The following is an 18284-nucleotide window of genomic DNA, read 5'->3' as shown; positions in this document are numbered from 1 at the left end:
CCGCACCCGGATAACCCCGCGCGCGCTCCGCGCCTGTGTACCCCACGCGCGCTCCGCGCCTGTGTACCGCACGCGCGCTCCGCGCCCGTGTACCGCGCCTCAACGGAGCAGGCCGAACAGCGCCCCGGTGGTGACCAGGCCGGCGACCACGACCACCAGCACCGCGCGGACGTCCAGGCCGGCGTGCCGGCGGTCGGCCAGTACCCGGGCCGGCGCCAGCCCGACTACCGGACCGAGCAGCGTCACCAGCAGCCCGAGTACCGGCATCGCCACGGCCAGGTCCCCGCCGTACCGTTCGCCGACGGCTCGGGCGGCCACCCCGAGGGCGTACGCGGCAGCCGCGCCGAGCACCCCGAACAGGGCCAGCAGTGGCCGGGTCGCCGGCGGCAGCTCGCCCGGTTTGCGGGCCCGGTCCAGCAGCTCCCGCACCCCTTCGAGCAGCGCCGCCACGTCGGCCGGTGCGCCGACGCCGTTGCGCGGCACCGGCGGCTCGCCGACCCGGCGGTCCGCCGCACCGAACTGCCCGCGCAGGATGCTCCACAGGTGGATGGACTCCGCCTCGGTGTGGTCCACCTCCTCCTGAGCCGCCGACACCTCCGCCTCGGCCCGGCGTACCGCCTGCGCGGCGTCGCGTACCGCGCGGTCGGCTGCGGCGCACTGGCGGGCGTACCAGGCGTCCGCCTCGGCGCGCTCCGCGTCGGCGCGTCCGCTCAACTCGGCCAGCCGCCGCAGCGCTCGGGCGTAGTCGAGGTCCGGTTCGAGGTCGCCGCTCATCGGGAAGGTCCATAGGGGATGATCACTTGCCCGGTCCGGTGCACCGAGCGGTCGAAGAAGAGCCCGCGCCACGGCCGGGGGTACCAGTCCGGCCCGCCGCCGGCTCCGGGGTAGAGCGAGGAGGTGAGTTCCCCGCCCTGTACGTCGAGCGCCACCCAGGCACCGATCTGGTCCGTACGCGACGCCGGGCCGCCGAGGTCGGCCCGCAGCCGGGCCACCCCACGCCACCAGGCGAGGGTGTGGGTACGCCGTTCCGGGCCGTTGTGCAGCACGTGCCGCAGGTGGTCGAGTCCGGAGCGTCGCCCGATGGTGGCGCCGAGCTGCCCGGCCGCCGCGTCGACGGCGTAGAGCAGCAGGTAGTGCGGCTCGCCCGGGGCGCTGCCGGAGCCGAGTCCCTCGGCCGTCTCGGCCATCAGCTCGCCGACGTCCTCCTCGGAGTACCAGGCGGCGTCGGCGCCGAGTGCCTCGTAGAGCGACCGGGCGGCGCTGTCGGCGTCCGGGTCCAGACAGGCGATGGAGAACCGGGCGGTGCCGGGAGCGTGCTGGCGACGCAGGGACCGGGCCGCCGCGTCCAGCACCGCGCACGCCTCGTCCACCCGGGTGCCGAGCACGGCCAGGTTCCGCCCGGGCGCCCGGGGCAGCCGCATACCGGCCGACCGGGCCTGCACGTCGATGATCTCGCCGAGCAGCGCCACCGGTCCCCGGGCGCCGGTCCGGTCCGCCGCTCCGGTCCGCTCCCCGCCGTCCCGGACAGCACCGTCCGGAACAGCACCGCGCCGAACAGCACCGTCCGGAACAGCACCCGCCGAAGCGGCGCCGTCCGAGGTATCACCGGCAGCAGCGTCCGAGGTGGCGGCCCGCTCCGGTCCGGCCCGCTCCGGTCCGGCCCGCTCCGGTCCGGCCCGCTCCGGTCCGGCCCGCTCCGGTCCGGCCCGCTCCGGTCCGGCCCGCTCCGGTCCGGCCCGCTCCGGTCCGATCCCCTCCGGCCAGATCGCCGCGCCGGACCCGCGCGGCGGGCTCGCGGCCGGCACCGACGGGCCCGTCGGGCGGATCGCGACCGCCGGCTCTCCCGGCGACCGGAGCCCGACCGCCGGCTGGCCCGCTGGGCGGAGCGCGACGAAGTCCGGCGCCTCCTCCAGCCGGGGGATCGCGTCGCCGTCGAAGAGCCGGGCCGGGGCGGCGTCCGGCGGGCGCATCCGCCAGAGCCGGTGCTGGAGGTCGCTCCAGGTGCCCCAGTCGCTGGCGGCCGGGATCCGGGCCACCTGGTTGCCCTCGGACATCCCCGACTCGGCGTTGACGATCGCGTGGTGCCGGGGCAACACCTGGGCGGCGTCGTTGCGTTCGGCCAGGATGCGCAGCGCCTTGGGCAGCGCGATCCGCAGGGTGAACTGGGCGACAAGCGCCGGCCGGCCCCAGAGCGCCTCGATGCCCCGGACGTCCTGCGAGGCGAGCACCAGGTGGATGCCCTGGGAGCGGCCCCGTCGGGCCAGGTCCTCCAGCAGGTCGGCCGCCTCCCGGGCCACCGCGTCCCGGCCGGCCAGCAACATCTGGAACTCGTCGACCACCGCGACGATCCTCGGCCAGCGGCCGGTCGGGTCCACCGCGCGCAGCTCGGCGAGCTTCGTCACCTCGTGCCGCTTGGCGGCGTCCGCCCGGCGGCGCAGCTCCTCGGCGAGGAAGCGCAGCAGGGCCAGCCCGAACTCCCGGTCGGTGTTCACGTTGATCCCGACCAGCCGCATGTGCGGCAGCCAGCTCGGGTCGCGGCGGCCCTGGGCGAACCGGGCGAAGGACACCCCCTCCTTGAAGTCGAGCAGATAGAACTCCAGCTCGGTGGGGGAGTACCGGGCGGCGAGCGAACCGATCCAGGCGAAGATCAGGTTGGTCTTGCCGGTGCCTGACGGGCCGCCGATCAGCGCGTGCGGCGGGTAGTCGCCGAGGGTCAGCGTCACCGGCCGGCCCTGCGGACCGTCCCCGATCGGCGCGACCAGGCCGCCCGAGGAGTCCTCCCGCCACATCTGGTCGGCCGGCGGCAGCAGGTCGGTGAAGGGTGTCGGCGGCGGGCCGGCGTTGACCCGGGCGGCGACCTCCCGGCAGGTCTCGGTGACCAGGGCGGCCGGTGGGGCGGGGTCGGGGCGTACCGGCAGCTCGGGATTGCGGTCCAGCCGGGCGATGCCGTCCTCGACCACCACCCGGTGCACGTCCGGCTCGTCGGGCAGCGCGATGCCGCGTACCACCAGGTGCACCCCGCAGGAGGCGCCGGTCCGGACCACCCGGTCGAGCTGGCCCCGCTCGTGCCGGGACAGCTCGTCGCCGCCGAGCAGCACCGCGATCCGCCACGGCTCGGGACGCCGGCCGGTCGCGGCGGCCAGGTCGCGCAGCGAGGCGTACTCGCCGGCCAGCACCGTCTCGTTGATCCGGCGGATCTGGTCGACCAGATCGTCCAGAAGTCGGGCCAGCCCGCCCGGCCCGACGAAGGTGAGCAGCCCGGCGGTGGAGAGCGGGGCGAAGCCGGCCAGCCCGCCACCGAGGTGTTCCGGGTCGTAGCCGACCAGCCGGACCGCGCCCGGGTCGGCCCGGCCCACCGCCCGGAGCAGCAGCGCGGCCACCGCCGCGTCGCAGCCGGCCCGGTCGGTCCCGGACAGGTGTACGTGACCCGCGTCGAGCAGTGGCACCAGCGCCGGTACGGGCACGCTGCCGGGCAGGTCCACGGTGCCGATCCGGAGCGGCCCCGGTGCCTCGCCCCGGACCACCGGGGTGGGTCGCCAGCCCGTCCACCCCGTACCGGCGGCACCGGGCGCCTCCCGCGCGGCGGCCTCGGCGGCCCGGGCGGCGAGCCGGCCGAGTTCGGTGCCGTACCGGTCGGAGAGTTCGGCGACCCGGCGGTCCCGTTCCGCACCGACCCGGGCGGGTACCCGGGCGGCGGCGTCCCGGATCCGGCGCAGCCGGTCCTGCGCGGTGTCCAGTTCGGTCCGCGCGGCCGTCAGCCGGGCCCGGGAGGCGCCCAGCGCGTGCGACAGCATGGCGCGGACCCGGTCGACGAGCTGGGTCCGGAGGTCAGGCATGGGTGTCCCGGGGTGCGCGAGCGGTGACGGGGCGCTGGTCGAGGCCGAGCCGGCGCATCAGCAGTCCGGTGAGGACCCCGGCGGCGACGGCCGGGTCGGCCGGATGCGGTTGCTCGACGGGTTCCTTCGGCGGCGGCATCCGGCAGACCCGGCTGAGCAGCGTGTCGAGCACTCCCGGCGGCAGGTTGGGGACCAGGTCCCGCACCTGGCCGGTGACCTCGCGGCGCAGCCTCGGCAGGTCCGCCGCCCGGGGCGGGTGGCCGAGCAGCTCGGTGGCCAGGTCACGCAGCATCGGCGGGGCGACCGAGGCGAGTCCCAGCCCGACGTTCGCCTCCACCGCGCGCAGTTCGGTGTGCAACCGGGTCCGGTCGCCGGAGCGTACCCCGCTGGTGACCCGGCGGAGCAGCTCCTCCGCGTCGGTGATCTCCTGGTCGGGCTTGGGTGCCGGGGTGTCCCGCCGGTCGAAGAGTTCGGCCACCCGGACCGACCACCAGCCGCCGGTGGCGGCCGGGGCGACCTTGCGGACCGGCCCGGAGGAGTCGCCGGGGCCCTTGCCGCCGGGCCGGGCGGCCGGTCGTTCCGGGCCGGCGGCGGGCGGGCCGTCCCGGCCCAGGCCGATCGCGGCCAGGTAGGAGGCGAACTGGTCCTGGGCCAGCCGCAGCGCGTGCCCGGCCGTCTCCAGGTGCTCGGTGGCCGCCGACAGTTCGGGTACGCCCATCGGGTCGGCGGACTCCTGACGGACCCAGCGCAGCCGTTCGGAGGCGAGTTTCAGGTGGTCGAGTGCCTTGATCACCAGCTCGACCGGCAGTTCGTCGGAGGCCGCCCGCACCCGGGCGCCGAGTTCCTCGATTATGGACATCCGCTGCTCTACAGCGTCGAGACGTAGAGCTGGGCGTGTTCGACGGCGGCGAGCGTCGCGGCGAGGCACTCCTCCAACTCCTGGGCGGCCTGGGACAGCGACGCCTGGGCGGCGTCGACGGTGGAGTGTCCACTGCCCTCCAGCGCCCCGGCCAGGGTCTGTTGCGCCTCGGCGAGCTTGTCGCTGGCGGCCTGCACCGCCGCCTGGCCGTCGCCGATCTGCTGTAGTGCGGCGTCGATGGCCGCTTTCAGCTCGGCGACACTGGCCACGGCGAAACCTCCAGGGGGCGGGGAGGGCTCTAATTAGAGCTTATCCCGATCGAGGCGATACGGCGCCCTGGGCGTTTGCTGCCCGGCTGTCCGTTCCCTGTTGGTCCGGCCGGCGACGGCCGTACCCCGCACTTCCTCCTACTTTGTGTCACCGGAAGACTACTCAGTCGGATCTCCGACAGTTCTCTGGCGACGGTCGGGCAGAACGGATCCGACCGGGCAACTTCCAGCCCCGGTGGTCAGTTCCCCGTTCCCGGCTCGGCGGGCGGGGTGAGCCAGCGCGGGCCGCGTACCTCGGCGCCGAGGGCGGTGACCCGGTCCCGCAGCCCCCGGTCGGCGGTGACCACCACGCACCTGCGGCCGGCGGCCTCGGCCGCGACCAGGCCCACCACGGCGTCGTCGCCGGAGCCGGCCGCCGCGACCACCCGCACCTCCTCGGCCGGGGCCACCCGGCGGGCGGCGCCCTCCACCACCAGCACCACCTCGACCGGCGGGGCCAGGCCGGGCAGGCCGTCGCGGGCGATCGGCGCCAACCGGTCCCGCAGCCGCGCGGTGGCCCCGGCCCGGTCCCGCCACCAGCCGTCCGGCCGGGAGCCCACCACGTTCGCGGCGTCCACGACGAGGAGAGGTTCTGCCATCCGCCCAGCCTGCCATCCACGGCGCCCGGCAGCCGGTTACCGCGGGCATCGCCCCAGCCCGCCGGTCGCGACGCCCGGGCTGTGGTTACGCCGGGTTTGTCGGGCCTTCCGCCGGGTAGCCGAGGTGACGCCAGCGCCCGCGCCCGTGAGGGGGATCAGAGATGACGCAGGGACCCGGCGACGGCCCCGATCCGTGGGACGAGTTCCTCGCCCGCTACTTCGGCCGGGGAGAGAGCCGTCGGCAGGGGCAGCGGGTGGACATCACCAGGCTGATGACCGCGGACGCCCGGGAGATGCTCGCCGACGCCGCACGCCGGGCGGCCCAGGCGAACAGCAGCGACCTGGACACCGACCACCTGCTCTGGGCGGCTCTGCAACGGGAACCGCTGCGGGACCTGCTCAGCCGGGCCGGCGCCGACCCGGAGACGCTGCTCGGCGCGCTCGGCGGCGAGCAGCGGGTGGAACGGCCGGCCAAGCACGGCCAGGTGCCGTCCAACATGGCGCTCACCCCGGCGGCCAAGCGGGCACTGCTGGACGCGCACCAGCTCTCCCGGGCGATGGGCGCCTCCTACATCGGGCCGGAACACATCCTGATGGCCCTGCCGCTCAACCCCGAGTCGCCGGCCGGCCGGATGCTGGCGGCCGGCCGGATCCAGCCACAGTCGTTGCAGGCGGCCAGTGCCAGCGGCGGCGGCGGGAACGGCGGCGCCAAACCGGACCGTGGCACCCCCACCCTCGACCAGTACGGCCAGGACCTCACCGACCTGGCGCGCGCCGACGAGATCGACCCGGTGATCGGCCGGTACGACGAGATCGAGCAGGCGGTGGAGATCCTGTCCCGGCGTACCAAGAACAACCCGGTGCTGATCGGCGAGGCCGGGGTGGGCAAGACCGCGATCGTCGAGGGACTCGCCGAACGGATCTGCGACGGCGACGTGCCGCAGACGCTGATCGGCAAGCGGGTGGTGCAGCTCGACCTCGCCGGCCTGGTCGCCGGCACCCGCTACCGGGGCGACTTCGAGGAGCGGCTGAAGAAGGTGCTCGACGAGATCCGGGCGCACGGCGACGAGTTGATCATCTTCCTGGACGAGCTGCACACCCTGGTCGGCGCGGGCGGTGCCGGTGCCGAGGGCGGGATGGACGCCAGCAACATGCTCAAGCCGGCGCTGGCCCGCGGCGACATGCGGGTGATCGGCGCGACCACGCTCAACGAGTACCGCCGGCACATCGAGAAGGACGCCGCGCTGGCCCGGCGGTTCCAGCCGGTCCTGGTGCCCGAGCCGAGCGTGGACGACACCGTCGCGATCCTGCGCGGGCTGCGCGACCGCTACGAGGCACACCACCAGGTCCGGTTCACCGACGAGGCACTCGTGGCCGCCGCCGAACTCTCCGACCGGTACGTCACCGACCGGTTCCTGCCGGACAAGGCGATCGACCTGCTCGACCAGGCCGGCGCCCGGGTGCGGCTGCGGACCCGGACGCCCGCCGGGGACGTGCGGGAGCTGGAGCAGGAACTGGAGGAGGTACGCCGGGACAAGGACCAGGCGGTCGCCGACGAGCAGTACGAGCGCGCCTCCGAACTGCGCGACCGGCTGCACGAGCTGCGCGAGCGGCTGCACGTGGCGAACGGCAACGGCGACCAGCCGGCGGTGCCCGAGGTGGGCACCCAGGAGATCGCCGAGGTGGTCTCCCGGGCCACCGGCATCCCGGTCAGCCAGCTCACCGAGGAGGAACGGGACCGGCTGCTCCGGCTGGAGGGGCACCTGCACGAGCGGGTGGTCGGCCAGGACGACGCGGTGAGCGCGGTGGCCGAGGCGGTGCGCCGGTCGCGTACCGGGCTGGCCGACCCGGACCGGCCGATGGGCAGCTTCCTCTTCCTCGGCCCGACCGGGGTGGGCAAGACCGAACTGGCCCGGGCGCTGGCCGAGGCGCTCTTCGGGGAGCAGGACCGGATGGTCCGGCTGGACATGAGCGAGTTCCAGGAGCGGCACACGGTGAGCCGGCTGGTCGGCGCACCGCCCGGCTACGTCGGGTACGAGGAGGCCGGCCAGCTCACCGAGGCGGTACGCCGCCGCCCGTACGCGGTGGTGCTGCTGGACGAGATCGAGAAGGCGCACCCGGACGTCTTCAACATCCTGTTGCAGGTACTCGACGACGGGCGGCTCACCGACAGCCAGGGCCGGACGGTGAACTTCCGGAACAGCGTACTGATCATGACCAGCAACCTCGGTTCGGAACTGATCACCGGCACCCAGCGCAGCGTCGGCTTCGGCGGCGGCGCGGACGCCGCCGAGGAGGAGAACACCGAGCTGCGGGACCGGCTGATGCGCCGGTTGCAGGAGCAGTTCCGCCCCGAGTTCCTGAACCGGATCGACGAGGTGATCATCTTCCGCCGGCTGGAGACGGCGCAGCTCCGGCAGATCACCGAGCTGCTGCTCAACGAGACCCGGCGCCGGCTGCACGCCCAGGACATCGAGGTCGAGTTCGACACCGAGGGGATCGACTGGATCGCCGAGCACGGCTACGAACCGCAGTTCGGCGCCCGGCCGCTGCGCCGGACCATCCAGCGGGAGATCGACAACCGGCTCTCCCGGATGCTGCTGGACGGGACCGTGGAGCCGGGACAGCGGATCACCGTCGGCACCCGGGACGGCGAACTGACCTTCGACGTCGGGGCCGGGTCGAAACCCGGCGGGCGCAGCCCGGCCACCGCCACGCACGGCCGCTGAGCGCAGACCGCGACCACCGGCCCGGAACGGGCCCGGCCCGGCCCGGTATCCGCGCCCACCTGGTGGGGCCGCTCTCCGCCGACGTGGTCGGGCCGGGCCGATGGCCGCCAGCCCGGTCGGGGCCGGTCGGTGTCCGCCGGCCGGGACGAGGAAGGAGAACCGGGTGAGTCAACCCGAGGAGAACCGCGAGAAGAGCGCGAAGACCGATGCCGTACTGCGGCCACCGGCCGCCACCGGTGGGCCGGCACGTCCCCGGGCACCCGAGGACGGCCGGAACCGTACCGACGAGGAGCCGGACCGGTCCGCGCCGCGGCCGGAGGAGGAGGCGTGATGGCCCGGCAGCAGCGGGTGGAGCCGGAGGTGGAACAGTTGTGGCAGGACTTCCACAGCCGGGTCAACGTCAGCTCGGAGCAGTTGCGCAGCTGGCTGCTCACCCAGGGGTCCGGTGAGGAGGCGTTCGGCGCCGACCCGGACCTCGGGTTGCCGGAACGCGGCCGGCGGATCCTCGCCGTGCTCGGCAAGCGCAAGGTGGACCTCACCGGTGGCGACATCGAGGTGATGCGGGAGACGGTCGCCGAGATCGAGGACCTGCTCGACACCCGGCCGACCGGCGGGGTGACCGACGAGGAGTGGCGGCGGGCCCTGCTCGACCTCGGCCACGACCCACTGCTCGAACGGTAACCGCGACCGGCGGTGCCGGACCGGGCCGGCGCGAGGACCGGGCCGGTGAGGAGAACCGGGCCGGTCTCCGGCCTCCGGACGGGAACGACCGAGCCCTGCCGGCGGGCCGGTCCGGTTCAGGCGCCGTTGACGCGGTCCGGTTCAGGCGCCGTCGACGCGGCCTCGTTCAGGCGCCGCCGATGCTCGGGACGTCCAGCCCGGCCGCCTCGGCGGCGTCGGTCCGCTCGACACGCAGCGCCTCCTCCCGGGCCAGCAGCGCCGCGTACTCGGCCACGTCCTCGGGGCTCGGCTGCGCCGACAGCCGGCGCAGGAACGCCTCCACGTCGCGGGAGGCGGCGGTGTGCGCGGCGGCGGCCCGGCGTACCGTCTCCCGGTCGTCCTCGGGCGGGATCATGTCGGTCATGCCGGTACCGGTACCCGCTGCGGCCCGCTTCGCACCGGTCCGGCCCGAACAGCCTGCCGCCGGCACCGGCCGGGCCCCGGCACCGCAGCGCGCGTGCCCGGCGCCTGAACCGCGTCGGCGGACTCGGCCCGGGTACCCGTCGCCGGGCTCCCCGCGTGGCGCGCGGGAAGCCCGGCGAGGTCGTAGCCGGCGCCGGTGACGCCCGGTGCGGCGGCACCGGGCCACCGGTCAGGGCGCCGTGGCGCCCAGGGTGTAGCTGCCCGACCCGCTGTACGCGTCGACGGCGTACCGGTAGTAGCCGGCGGCGCCGGTGTACGACACCGTCTCGTCCGGCCCGGAGGAGATGCCCTGGGCCACGATCACCCAGGAGCTGCCGCTCCACCGTTGCAGGTAGAGATCGAAGTCCACTCCGGACGGCCCGTCGAGGCAACCGCGGTGGGTGCCGGACCGGGTCGTCTGGTAGTAGCTGCCGTTCGGCTGGTACTGCACCCCGCCGGCGGCCAGCGAACCGGTGAACGTGCTGGCGTACCCGGTGCAGGTGCCGCTGGGCGGCGGCTCGCCCGGGCCACCACCGCTGGTACGCAGCGTCAGCCCGTACACCGAGAGGATCTCGTTGACCGGTTGGAAGTACGTGGTGCCGCCGGAGGAGCAGTTGCCGGAGCCGCCGGAGGTGACGCCCTGGGCCTGCTGGCCGGAGAGCCACGAGCCGCCCGAGTCACCCGGCTCGGCGCAGGCGTTGGTCCGGGTCAGGCCGCCGACCGAGCCCTCCGCGTAGTTGACCGTCTGGTTCTTGGCCTGCACGGTGCCGCACCGCCAGCCGGTGGTGGAGCCGGACCGGCAGATCGCCGCGCCGACCGCGGACTCGGTGGAACCGGCCACCGTCACGTTGCCGCCCGCGTAGTCGTTCACCCACGGCTGCGGGGTCCAGTTGCTGTTGGTCTGCACCCAGCCGTAGTCGTTGCCGGGGAAGGAGGAACCCCGGAAGGTGCCCTGGGTGACCTGGTTGTAGCCCTGGGTGGCGGTACCGGTCCGGCCGCAGTGCCCGGCCGTGACGAAACCGCCGGTGACGGAGAAGCCGACCGAGCAGCGGCCGCCCATGTAGTAGGCGTCGCCGCCGCGCACGTCGTAGTAGAGCCGGGGTGCCTCGGTGGTGGCGACGACCCGTACCGCCGACGCGTCCACTCCACTGGCCGCGACGAAGGCGGTGGCGGCGGAGGTGCCGCCGTTCGCCAGTACCACGACGCTGTTGGTGGGCACGTCGACGTACCAGCCGGGGACCGTCCCGGCGGGCGCCTTCGCGGCGACCCTGTCCAGTGTGGACTTCGCCTCGTCGAGCTGGGCGGCGCTGCGGGCGACCAGCTTCGGCTGCGCACCGGCCGCGGTCACCCGGGCCACCTGGGCGCGGTCGGTGACCGCCACCACGAGGTCGCCGGCCGGCGAGATCCAGCCGCCCGCGTACGCCCGGCCGAGTGACTTGCGCAGTCCGGCGTCGGTCCGGCTGGCCTGGTCGTCCCGGCCGATCCGGGTCTTGGCCTGCGCGGCGGTGAGCCCGAGGTCGCGCTGCATCGCGGCGAGCATCTCCGGGCTGGCGGCCTCGGCGGTGGCCGGAGCCGGTTCCGCCGTGCCGTTGTCCGGCGCCGCGGCGGCGGGTGGCGCCACGGTGCCGAGGATCCCCACCGGCAGCAGGGTCACCGCTGCCAGCGTGGCGAGTCTTCGCTTCATCCGGAGTCTCCTTGTCGGAAGTTCGGGGGGTGGGGGAGGGGTGCGGAGCAGGAGCCGGCCGTCGGCGTCGGCGGCGTCCCCGTCCTGGGCGCGGATGCCGGTGGGCGGCGCGCGAGCGGTCGACCTGCGGGTGGCGGCACGCCCGCCGGCAGCCGCAGGGGCGGCCCGGGGTCGCCGTCCGGCCCGGGTCGCCGTCCGGCCCGGGGTCGCCGTCCGGCCCGGGGTCGCCGTCCGGCCCGTGCGCCGTCCGGCCCGGAACCGGGCGGCGCACGGTGGCCGGCGCCCTGCCGACCGGGGGTCAGGCCCGCCGGTGGTGGCGATGTCGACGTCGCCGGTACCAGCGGTTCTGGGTCGGGCAGGGCATGGTTAAGGTAGCCCGGCCAGGATCGACCCAGGTATATCCCGCCTAGCTCATACCGCCCCGCCCGGCAGCGGGCGCGGGCGCGGCGCCCGGCCGGCGGCGGGACCTCCGGCGGGACCTCGTAACCTTGGGCGCCGGGTCGATCCCCGCCCGTTCGTCACCGGCCCAGACACCCCCGTCGCCCCGCCGAGGAGCGTCCGTGCCGTCCACCCGCAGCGCCCGGCCAGCCGTGGTCGTACTGGCCTATGCCGCGTTCGTCCTGGTCGGCCTGAGCGCTGGGGTCGCCGGGGTGCTGTTGCCGGCCCAGATCGACGACTACGGGGTGGACAAGGCAACCATCGGGCTCACCTTCTTCACCTTCTCCGCAGGCTTCCTGCTGGCCGGGATCAGCACCGGCGGCCTGATCGACCGCCTCGGCACCCGAGCCGCGCTGGCGGCCGGCGGCGGCGCCTTCGTCCTCGCCGCCCTCTACACGGCGGTCCGCCCGCCCTTCCTGGCGTTCGTCGCGGTGCAGGTGGTGGCCGGCTACGGCATCGGGGTACTGGAGTCGGTGCTCAACGCCCACCTCAGCGAACTGCCCGGGGCGACGACGCTGCTGAACCGGCTGCACGCCTTCTTCGGCGTCGGGGCACTGCTGGCTCCGGCCCTGGCCGCCTGGATGCTGCGCGCGCTGCCGTGGACGGCCGTGTGGCTGGTACTCGGCCTGGCCGCCCTGCCGTTGCTGGCCGGCTTCCTGCTGGCGTACCCGAAGCGGCACGTCCCCGGCCGCGACCCGGATCCCGGACCCGACAGCCCGGTCCCCGGCCGCGACCCGGATCCCGGACCGGACAGCCCGGTCCCCGGCGGCGGTCCGGCCCGCGGCGGTCCGGCGCCGGCCGGCGGCACGGAGCGTCGGCCCGGCGGCGGTCTGCTGGTCGCGGCGCTGCGGCAGCCGGCGGTGCTGCTGGCGGCGGTCTTCCTCGCCTGCTACGTCGGACTGGAGATCAGCGTCGGCAACTGGGCCTTCACCCTGCTCGTCGACGGCTACCGGCAGTCCGAGGTACTCGCCGGCTACGCGGTCAGCGGCTACTGGCTGGGCCTGACCGCCGGCCGCTTCCTGATCAGCCCGCTCGCCACCCGGGCCGGGCTGACTCCGGCCGCCACAAGTGCCGGCTGCCTGGCCGGGGTCGCCGTCTGCGCGGTACTCGCCTGGGCGGTACCGGTCGCGGCGCTGGCCGGTGTCGCGCTGGTACTGCTCGGCTTCTTCCTCGGGCCGCTCTTCCCGACCGCGATGGCGATGGTGCCCCGGCTGACCGCGAGCCGCCTGGTCCCGACCGCGATCGGCGTACTGAACGGGGTGTCGGTGATCGGCGGGGCGCTCTTTCCCTGGCTGGCCGGCGTCGTCGCGCAGGGGATCGGGGTGTGGACCCTGCTGCCCTTCGCCGTCGTCCTGGCACTCGGCCAGTTCGCGATCTGGTGGCGGCTCACCCGCCGGCTCGCCGCCTGAGGCGGAGCTGTCCGTGCTCGACCCGGCAGCTCCGCGTCAGGCGGCGGCCAGGTCCTGCGGGCCGAAGTTCGGGTTCCGGGCCAGCCAGGCGAGGTAGTTCGGGTTCCGGGAGAGCGAGTCCGTGTAGGCCGCGATGGCGTGCCCGAGCACCCGGTCGGCGATGCCGGCCGCCGGAGCCTCCGGATGCCAGCCGAGCAGCAGCCGCCAGCGCAGCGGTGTGTGCGCCAACGGCCGGGTGACCAGGCCGGAGACCGGCCGGAAGGTGGCCTGGGCGAGCGCGATCGCCTCGCCGGCCTCGACCAGGTCGATGCAGCTGCGGATGTCGGTCTCGTAGATCTTCGCCGGGGTGAAGCCGGCCCGGGCGCAGGCCGCCACGAAGCAGTCCGCGAAACAGCCGTCCCCGGGCGCCGCCGCCCAGCGTTCCCCGGCCAGCGCCGCCAGGTGCACCTCGTCGTGCGCGGCCAGCGGATGCGCCTCCGGCAGGAGTACGAAGACGGCGTCCACCGCCACCGCCCGCCAGGTCAGCCCGAACTCCGCCGACGGTACGGCGTCGCCGCAGACCCCGGAGAGCACGAAGTCGAGCCGGCCGCTGAGCACCATCTGGGCCAGCTCGTCCACCGACCAGGAGGCGTGCGTGCTGATCTGCGCGTGCGGCTGGTCGGCGGCGAGCCGGTGCACCAGTCCACCGAGGATCGGGCTGTTCACCCCGCCGAACCGGAACCGGGTCATCGTGGTGCCGGTACCGGCCAGCCGGGCCGCCTCGTCCTGCAACCCCTTCATCGCGGGGAGCAGTACCCGGGCCCGGGCCAGGACCAGTTCGCCCAGCGCGGTCGGTCGGGCGCCGCGTCGGTCCCGCTCGAACAGCGGGCCGCCGAGAGTCCGCTCGATGCGCTGGAGCTGTGCGGTGAGCGCGGGCTGCGCCAGGCCGAGAGCGGAGGCCGCCTTCGTCACGCTGCCCGTCTCCGCGATCGCGCAGACCACCTTGAGGTGCCGCAGCTCCAGGTTCATAGCGTGACGGTAGGACCCGAAAGGGATTCACGGCTAGACCTTCGACCAGTGAAAGATCCCCCAAAGGAAACCCAAACTGCGACCGAACGGACACCTAAATCTGGCGGGCGGCCCAGAGCAGCCCCCGTTCGGTGATCCGGCGGATCGGCGGCAGGGTCAGGTCGTCGAGTTTGTGCCCGACCGTGGAGACGAAGACCCGACCCGCGCCCCAGCTCCGGGTCCAGACCGCGGGCAGGGTGACCGAACGGTCCCACGGCGTGCCCTGGGCCGGCTGGCCGTCGCCCGCCGCCGCGTCCCGCCCCGCCGGTTCGGGGTCGAAGGTCACCGTGGCGAGTACGTCGTTGAGCGGATCGGACAGCACCCAGTACTTCTCGGTGTGCAGGCGCACCGTGCCGATGCCCCGGACGATCGGATGGTCGGCCCGTTCCGGCAGCACGGTCAGCTCGTGGTCGGAGAACCCCGGCGGATGGTGCACGAACACCCCGCCGGTCAGCTGGTGGTAGGCGTTGTGGTGGAAGGCGCCCACGATCCCGCCGTGCCAGCCGGCGAACCCGGTGCCGGCCCGGACCGCCGCGGCCAGTCCGGCCGCCTGCGCGTCGCCTATCGTCCCGATCGACCAGCACTGCACCACCAGGTCGGCGGCGGCCATCCGGTCCGGGTCGGCGTAGACGGCGAGGTCGTCGTGCACCTCGACGGTGAAACCCGCGTCCCGCAGGAACGGGACGAACAACTCCGTCGCGGCCACCGGGACGTGTCCCTCCCAGCCGCCCCGGACCACAAGCGCGTCCCGCACCGCCAACCTCCGTCCACCGGCACCCGGCCCGGCGCGGAGATCCGCACCGGGCCGAGCACGATCATGTCATCCCGTCGAGGGTCAGGCTCCCGTCGTCGGGTTCGCGGTGCTGGCCGGCGGGTTCAGGTCCTCGACGTACGTCGGCCGGCCGCTCACCGCGTCGCGTACCTTGTCGACCACGCCGAGCGCGGGTTCGACCACCCGGTTCCACGGGGGTGTCGTCGGGGCGTCCGGATGCGGCCGGGTCGGTGCGGCCTCCTCGGCGATCTCCACCCGGTTGCCGAGCCGGATCAGCTCCGTGTCGCTGGCCGCCGCCCGCAGGGCGGGAAAGATCTCCGCCGACGCGGTCGAGGCGTGCCGGCGCAGCTGCTCGGTGACCTCGTCGGCGAGTTCGGCGAATCGGGGCTCCGTCGGCGTGACCTGCGCGAGTTCCCGCAGCGTACGCAGCACGTCGGTGTCCGCCGCGATCTCCCGGTCGGCAAGCGTGGCACCGTCGGGCAGGGTGCTGCGGATCGTCGGGTAGAGGTACTGCTCCTCACCGGAGAGGTGCCGGGCGACGGTCGCGGTCAGCACCTCGGCGACCTGACTGCGGCGCTCCGGGCCGATGTCCTCGGTCAGCTCGCCGCAGAGCGCGACGATCTGGTCGTGTTCCTCGGCGAGCAGGTCCACCATGCTGCGCCCGCCGGGCCGGTACTCCTCGTCGTCACCGGTCGGGGGCAGTGGCGGCAGTGGCACGCTCACGATTGGCCTCCTCACTGCGGTCCGCCGGTCCGCCGGTGTCCATCGACCGGCGCTGCTCCGCGGACACCCGCAGGTACCCTCCGCCCAGGACGGCGAAACCCGACACCGGGTGGGGGCGGGGCGCGCGGGGCCGCCCGGCTGGTATGAAGAACCGCATGAGTAGCCAGCCCGGGTCCTCCGCCTTCCCGAGCGCCGCCGACGAGGTCGTCGAGCTGTGCCGGGACCTGCTCCGGATCGACAGCAGCAACACCGGTGACCCCGAGACGACCGTCGGCGAACGCCGCGCCGCCGAGTACGTGGCGGAGAAGCTCGCCGAGGTCGGCGTCGAGTCGCAGCTACGCGAATCGGCACCCGGCCGGACCAGCCTGGTGGCCCGGATCCCCGGCACCGACCCGGGCCGGGGCGCCCTGCTAATGCACGGGCACCTGGACGTCGTACCGGCCGACGCCAGCGAGTGGTCGGTGCACCCGTTCTCCGGCGAGGTCGCCGACGGCTACCTCTGGGGTCGGGGCGCGATCGACATGAAGGACTTCGACGCGATGGTGCTGGCGGTGCTCCGCGACTGGCAGCGCACCGGGGTACGCCCGCCCCGCGACCTGGTGCTCGCCTTCACCGCCGACGAGGAGGCCGGCGGCGAGTACGGCGCGCACTTCCTGGTCGAGCGGCACCCCGAGCTGCTGGAGGGCTGCACGGAGGCGATCGGCGAGGTCGGCGGCTTCTCCTACACGGTCAGCCCCGACCTGCGGCTCTATCTGATCGAGACCGCCGAGAAGGGCCTGGAGTGGCTGCGGCTGCACGCCCGGGGCCGCCCCGGGCACGGCTCCATGGTGCACGACGACAACGCCGTCACCGCGCTGGCCGAGGCGGTGGCCCGGGTCGGCCGGCACCGGTTCCCGATCGTGGTCACCCCGACCGTGCGGGCCTTCCTGGAACAGGTCTCCGAGGCGCTCGGCATCGAACTCGACCCCGACGACCCGGAGTTGGCGATCGCCAAGCTCGGCCCGATCGCCAACCTGATCGGCGCGACGGTCCGGAACACCGCCAACCCGACCCGGCTGGCCGCCGGCTACAAGGACAACGTGATCCCGAGCCGGGCCAGCGCCACTGTCGACTGCCGGAGCCTGCCGGGCCAGTCCGAGCTGCTGATGGAACAGCTGCGCGAGGTGATCGGGCCGGACATCGAGATCGAGCACGTGCAGCGGCAGCCGGCGCTGGAGACCAGCTTCGACGGCGACCTGGTCGACGCGATGGCGGCGGCGCTGCGGGCCGAGGACCCGGGCGCCCGGCCGGTGCCGTACATGCTCTCCGGCGGCACCGACGCGAAGGCGTTCGCCAAGCTCGGCATCCGCTGCTTCGGCTTCGCGCCGCTGCGGCTGCCGGCCGACCTGAACTTCTCCGCGCTGTTCCACGGCATCGACGAGCGGGTGCCGGTCGACGGACTACAGTTCGGCGTACGGGTGCTCGACCGGTTCCTCCGGCAGAGCTGACCACCCGGCCACCTGGCGGATCCGGCGGCACTCGTCTACGGTTCCCCGGTTGATCCATCCACTTCCGGTTCCATCCAATCCCGGTCCGTCGGTTCCCGACCCGCGTCGGCGGATCGACTTCCCGCCCGGCGCCACGGTCGCCCCGGCGGGCCGGTGACATCGCAGCGAAGGGACAGGCCACACCATGACCGACCAGCACGCCGAGCTGGACGCCGCCCTGGAACGGGTCGTCGAGACCGCCCGGGCGCACCTGGCAGCGGTCCGGGCCGCCGACGGCCGGATCGACGACGATGCCGTCTGGCAGGCGTACGTCGAGCTCAACAACGCGTCGTACGCGTACGACGAGCAACTGCTCGACGCCTTCGGCGAGGTCACGCCGTGGGACGTGGAGGCGATCGACCCGGACGAGGCGGACGAGCGCTTCGGGGTGGGGCTGGGCGGTGCCGACGGCTCGGAGCCGAACGACCCGCACCCGATGGTCCTCTCCGTACGCCACCGGCGCGACTACCGGGTACCGAGCGTCGCCGCCCTGCTCCGGGTGGCCCAGGCCGCCCGCCGGGCCGCCGTGCCGGACGAGGAGGAGTCGCCGGCGGTGGAGGGTGTCGGCGAGGCCGTGCTGGAGCTGTTGCAGACCGGGGACGGGTCGCTCGGTGCCCTGGACATCCCGGAGCTGGAGCCGCTGGACGGCGTCGTGATGGTCAGCGAGGTCTCGGTGCCGCTGGACCTGGAGTCGTTCGACGACGAGGACAGCAGCGGGCCGTTCACGCCGGGTGCCGACGACCGGCTCGTCGGCCGGCTGGACGAGCACCCGTTCCTGTCCGACGCCGACGAGGAGGCCGAGCAGGCCCGGTAGGGCGGCTCGGCGGCACCCCGGGGCGGAAGTGGGGTGGCAGCCCGGGGAGCTAGTAGGAGAGGCCCGGTTGCGACTGGTTGACCACGCGGCGGCGCAGCACCACCTGCCGCGTGCCGTCACGGAACAGTCGCACCCGGGCCAGCTCCCAGCCGGAGAACTCGGCCTGGATCGCCAGTTGCGCCATCGCGGTCATCCGGTCGACATTCGGCGGTAACCGCAATGGCGCGTATTCGTAGTCCATGTCCTCTATCCTGCCCACCGTCGCGGAGCGGCACCAGTCCTTCCCCACCGTGACCTGCCGATGGTCTCCGGCCAGGGGCCGGCGTCCGTTCCGGGCGGCGACCTCCCCGACCGGCTGTCGTCCCGTTCCGGACGGCGACCTCCCCGACCGGCTGTCGTCCCGTTCCGGGGCCGGGCT

At 74.6% G+C, this 18284-nt stretch carries 17 protein-coding genes; 6 read left to right on the top strand and 11 right to left on the bottom strand.

The window, feature by feature from the left end; translation table 11 throughout:
* Positions 1-99: 99 nt before the first annotated feature.
* The 5 genes from ACN28A_RS31705 to ACN28A_RS31685 all read right to left on the bottom strand — a co-directional run bounded on the left by ACN28A_RS31705 (position 100) and on the right by ACN28A_RS31685 (position 5602).
* Positions 100-774: a hypothetical protein gene (locus ACN28A_RS31705; protein ID WP_421401550.1), complete on the bottom strand. Its 675-nt coding sequence runs from the start codon at positions 772-774 to the stop codon at positions 100-102.
* Positions 771-3836 (bottom strand): FtsK/SpoIIIE domain-containing protein, encoded by a 3066-nt coding sequence (locus tag ACN28A_RS31700; protein WP_421401547.1) that lies wholly within the window; start codon positions 3834-3836, stop codon positions 771-773. The genes ACN28A_RS31705 and ACN28A_RS31700 overlap by 4 nt, the downstream gene beginning before the upstream one ends.
* Positions 3829-4695: a hypothetical protein gene (locus ACN28A_RS31695; protein ID WP_421401545.1), complete on the bottom strand. Its 867-nt coding sequence runs from the start codon at positions 4693-4695 to the stop codon at positions 3829-3831. The genes ACN28A_RS31700 and ACN28A_RS31695 overlap by 8 nt, the downstream gene beginning before the upstream one ends.
* Positions 4696-4703: 8 nt before the next feature.
* A complete protein-coding gene (locus ACN28A_RS31690; RefSeq protein WP_107259179.1) occupies positions 4704-4964 on the bottom strand; it encodes a hypothetical protein in 261 nt (86 codons plus the stop codon).
* A 239-nt stretch (positions 4965-5203) separates the two neighbouring features.
* Positions 5204-5602 carry a hypothetical protein gene (locus ACN28A_RS31685; RefSeq protein ID WP_421401543.1) on the bottom strand — a complete coding sequence of 133 codons (399 nt, stop codon included), beginning with the start codon at positions 5600-5602 and terminating at the stop codon, positions 5204-5206.
* Positions 5603-5763: 161 nt separating this feature from the next.
* On the opposite strand from ACN28A_RS31685, the gene ACN28A_RS31680 reads away from it, so the two are divergent.
* The 3 genes from ACN28A_RS31680 to ACN28A_RS31670 all read left to right on the top strand — a co-directional run bounded on the left by ACN28A_RS31680 (position 5764) and on the right by ACN28A_RS31670 (position 9012).
* Complete coding sequence (locus ACN28A_RS31680) at positions 5764-8331, top strand: ATP-dependent Clp protease ATP-binding subunit (protein WP_421401540.1); 2568 nt, start codon at positions 5764-5766, stop codon at positions 8329-8331.
* Positions 8332-8494: 163 nt separating this feature from the next.
* The gene (locus ACN28A_RS31675; RefSeq protein ID WP_421401538.1) at positions 8495-8662 is read left to right on the top strand and encodes a hypothetical protein; all 168 of its coding nucleotides are present in this window, start codon (positions 8495-8497) and stop codon (positions 8660-8662) included.
* On the top strand, positions 8662-9012 hold the full coding sequence (locus ACN28A_RS31670) for a DUF3140 domain-containing protein (RefSeq protein ID WP_421401535.1): 351 nt from the start codon (positions 8662-8664) through the stop codon (positions 9010-9012). The genes ACN28A_RS31675 and ACN28A_RS31670 overlap by 1 nt, the downstream gene beginning before the upstream one ends.
* 166 nt (positions 9013-9178) lie before the next feature.
* Here the strand turns inward: ACN28A_RS31670 and ACN28A_RS31665 are convergent, their stop codons facing one another.
* Both ACN28A_RS31665 and ACN28A_RS31660 read right to left on the bottom strand, forming a co-directional pair.
* A complete protein-coding gene (locus ACN28A_RS31665; RefSeq protein ID WP_421401532.1) occupies positions 9179-9415 on the bottom strand; it encodes a hypothetical protein in 237 nt (78 codons plus the stop codon).
* Between the two features lie 228 nt (positions 9416-9643).
* Entirely contained in the window at positions 9644-11137 is a 1494-nt protein-coding gene (locus tag ACN28A_RS31660; protein ID WP_421401530.1) for a S1 family peptidase, read from the bottom strand.
* Positions 11138-11697: 560 nt separating this feature from the next.
* Here ACN28A_RS31660 and ACN28A_RS31655 point away from each other — a divergent pair.
* On the top strand, positions 11698-12984 hold the full coding sequence (locus tag ACN28A_RS31655; RefSeq protein ID WP_421401527.1) for an MFS transporter: 1287 nt from the start codon (positions 11698-11700) through the stop codon (positions 12982-12984).
* 36 nt (positions 12985-13020) lie between these two features.
* Here ACN28A_RS31655 and ACN28A_RS31650 read toward each other — a convergent pair whose 3' ends face one another.
* The 3 genes from ACN28A_RS31650 to ACN28A_RS31640 form a co-directional block, all read right to left on the bottom strand.
* Positions 13021-13992 carry a LysR family transcriptional regulator gene (locus tag ACN28A_RS31650; protein ID WP_421401525.1) on the bottom strand — a complete coding sequence of 324 codons (972 nt, stop codon included), beginning with the start codon at positions 13990-13992 and terminating at the stop codon, positions 13021-13023.
* Between the two features lie 94 nt (positions 13993-14086).
* The gene (locus ACN28A_RS31645; RefSeq protein ID WP_421401522.1) at positions 14087-14785 is read right to left on the bottom strand and encodes a ThuA domain-containing protein; all 699 of its coding nucleotides are present in this window, start codon (positions 14783-14785) and stop codon (positions 14087-14089) included.
* Positions 14786-14866: 81 nt separating this feature from the next.
* Positions 14867-15526: a hemerythrin domain-containing protein gene (locus ACN28A_RS31640; protein WP_421401520.1), complete on the bottom strand. Its 660-nt coding sequence runs from the start codon at positions 15524-15526 to the stop codon at positions 14867-14869.
* Positions 15527-15681: 155 nt separating this feature from the next.
* Here ACN28A_RS31640 and ACN28A_RS31635 point away from each other — a divergent pair, with 155 nt between their 5' ends.
* Together ACN28A_RS31635 and ACN28A_RS31630 are read left to right on the top strand one after the other, a co-directional pair.
* Complete coding sequence (locus tag ACN28A_RS31635; RefSeq protein ID WP_421401518.1) at positions 15682-17013, top strand: M20/M25/M40 family metallo-hydrolase; 1332 nt, start codon at positions 15682-15684, stop codon at positions 17011-17013.
* 184 nt (positions 17014-17197) lie between these two features.
* The gene (locus tag ACN28A_RS31630) at positions 17198-17866 is read left to right on the top strand and encodes a hypothetical protein (RefSeq protein WP_421401516.1); all 669 of its coding nucleotides are present in this window, start codon (positions 17198-17200) and stop codon (positions 17864-17866) included.
* Positions 17867-17915: 49 nt separating this feature from the next.
* Here the strand turns inward: ACN28A_RS31630 and ACN28A_RS31625 are convergent, their stop codons facing one another.
* A complete protein-coding gene (locus ACN28A_RS31625; RefSeq protein WP_278061779.1) occupies positions 17916-18107 on the bottom strand; it encodes a DUF5703 family protein in 192 nt (63 codons plus the stop codon).
* Positions 18108-18284 lie beyond the last annotated feature (177 nt).

Source organism: Plantactinospora sp. WMMB782 (genome assembly GCF_049179135.1).
Taxonomy (GTDB): domain Bacteria; phylum Actinomycetota; class Actinomycetes; order Mycobacteriales; family Micromonosporaceae; genus Plantactinospora.
The sequence above is the reverse complement of the archived record's forward strand: the minus strand, read 5'-3'. Positions and strand labels throughout refer to the sequence as shown.

Bases quoted from the DNA above. Each gene is read 5' to 3' on its own strand.
- ACN28A_RS31630 (WP_421401516.1), top strand. From the start codon at position 17,198: ATGACCGACCAGCACGCCGAGCTGGACGCCGCCCTGGAACGGGTCGTC.
- ACN28A_RS31680 (WP_421401540.1), top strand. From the start codon at position 5,764: ATGACGCAGGGACCCGGCGACGGCCCCGATCCGTGGGACGAGTTCCTC.
- ACN28A_RS31700 (WP_421401547.1), bottom strand. From the start codon at position 3,836: ATGCCTGACCTCCGGACCCAGCTCGTCGACCGGGTCCGCGCCATGCTG.
- ACN28A_RS31650 (WP_421401525.1), bottom strand. From the start codon at position 13,992: ATGAACCTGGAGCTGCGGCACCTCAAGGTGGTCTGCGCGATCGCGGAG.
- ACN28A_RS31625 (WP_278061779.1), bottom strand. From the start codon at position 18,107: ATGGACTACGAATACGCGCCATTGCGGTTACCGCCGAATGTCGACCGG.
- ACN28A_RS31695 (WP_421401545.1), bottom strand. From the start codon at position 4,695: ATGTCCATAATCGAGGAACTCGGCGCCCGGGTGCGGGCGGCCTCCGAC.
- ACN28A_RS31660 (WP_421401530.1), bottom strand. From the start codon at position 11,137: ATGAAGCGAAGACTCGCCACGCTGGCAGCGGTGACCCTGCTGCCGGTG.
- ACN28A_RS31705 (WP_421401550.1), bottom strand. From the start codon at position 774: ATGAGCGGCGACCTCGAACCGGACCTCGACTACGCCCGAGCGCTGCGG.
- ACN28A_RS31670 (WP_421401535.1), top strand. From the start codon at position 8,662: ATGGCCCGGCAGCAGCGGGTGGAGCCGGAGGTGGAACAGTTGTGGCAG.
- ACN28A_RS31635 (WP_421401518.1), top strand. From the start codon at position 15,682: ATGAGTAGCCAGCCCGGGTCCTCCGCCTTCCCGAGCGCCGCCGACGAG.
- ACN28A_RS31665 (WP_421401532.1), bottom strand. From the start codon at position 9,415: ATGACCGACATGATCCCGCCCGAGGACGACCGGGAGACGGTACGCCGG.
- ACN28A_RS31685 (WP_421401543.1), bottom strand. From the start codon at position 5,602: ATGGCAGAACCTCTCCTCGTCGTGGACGCCGCGAACGTGGTGGGCTCC.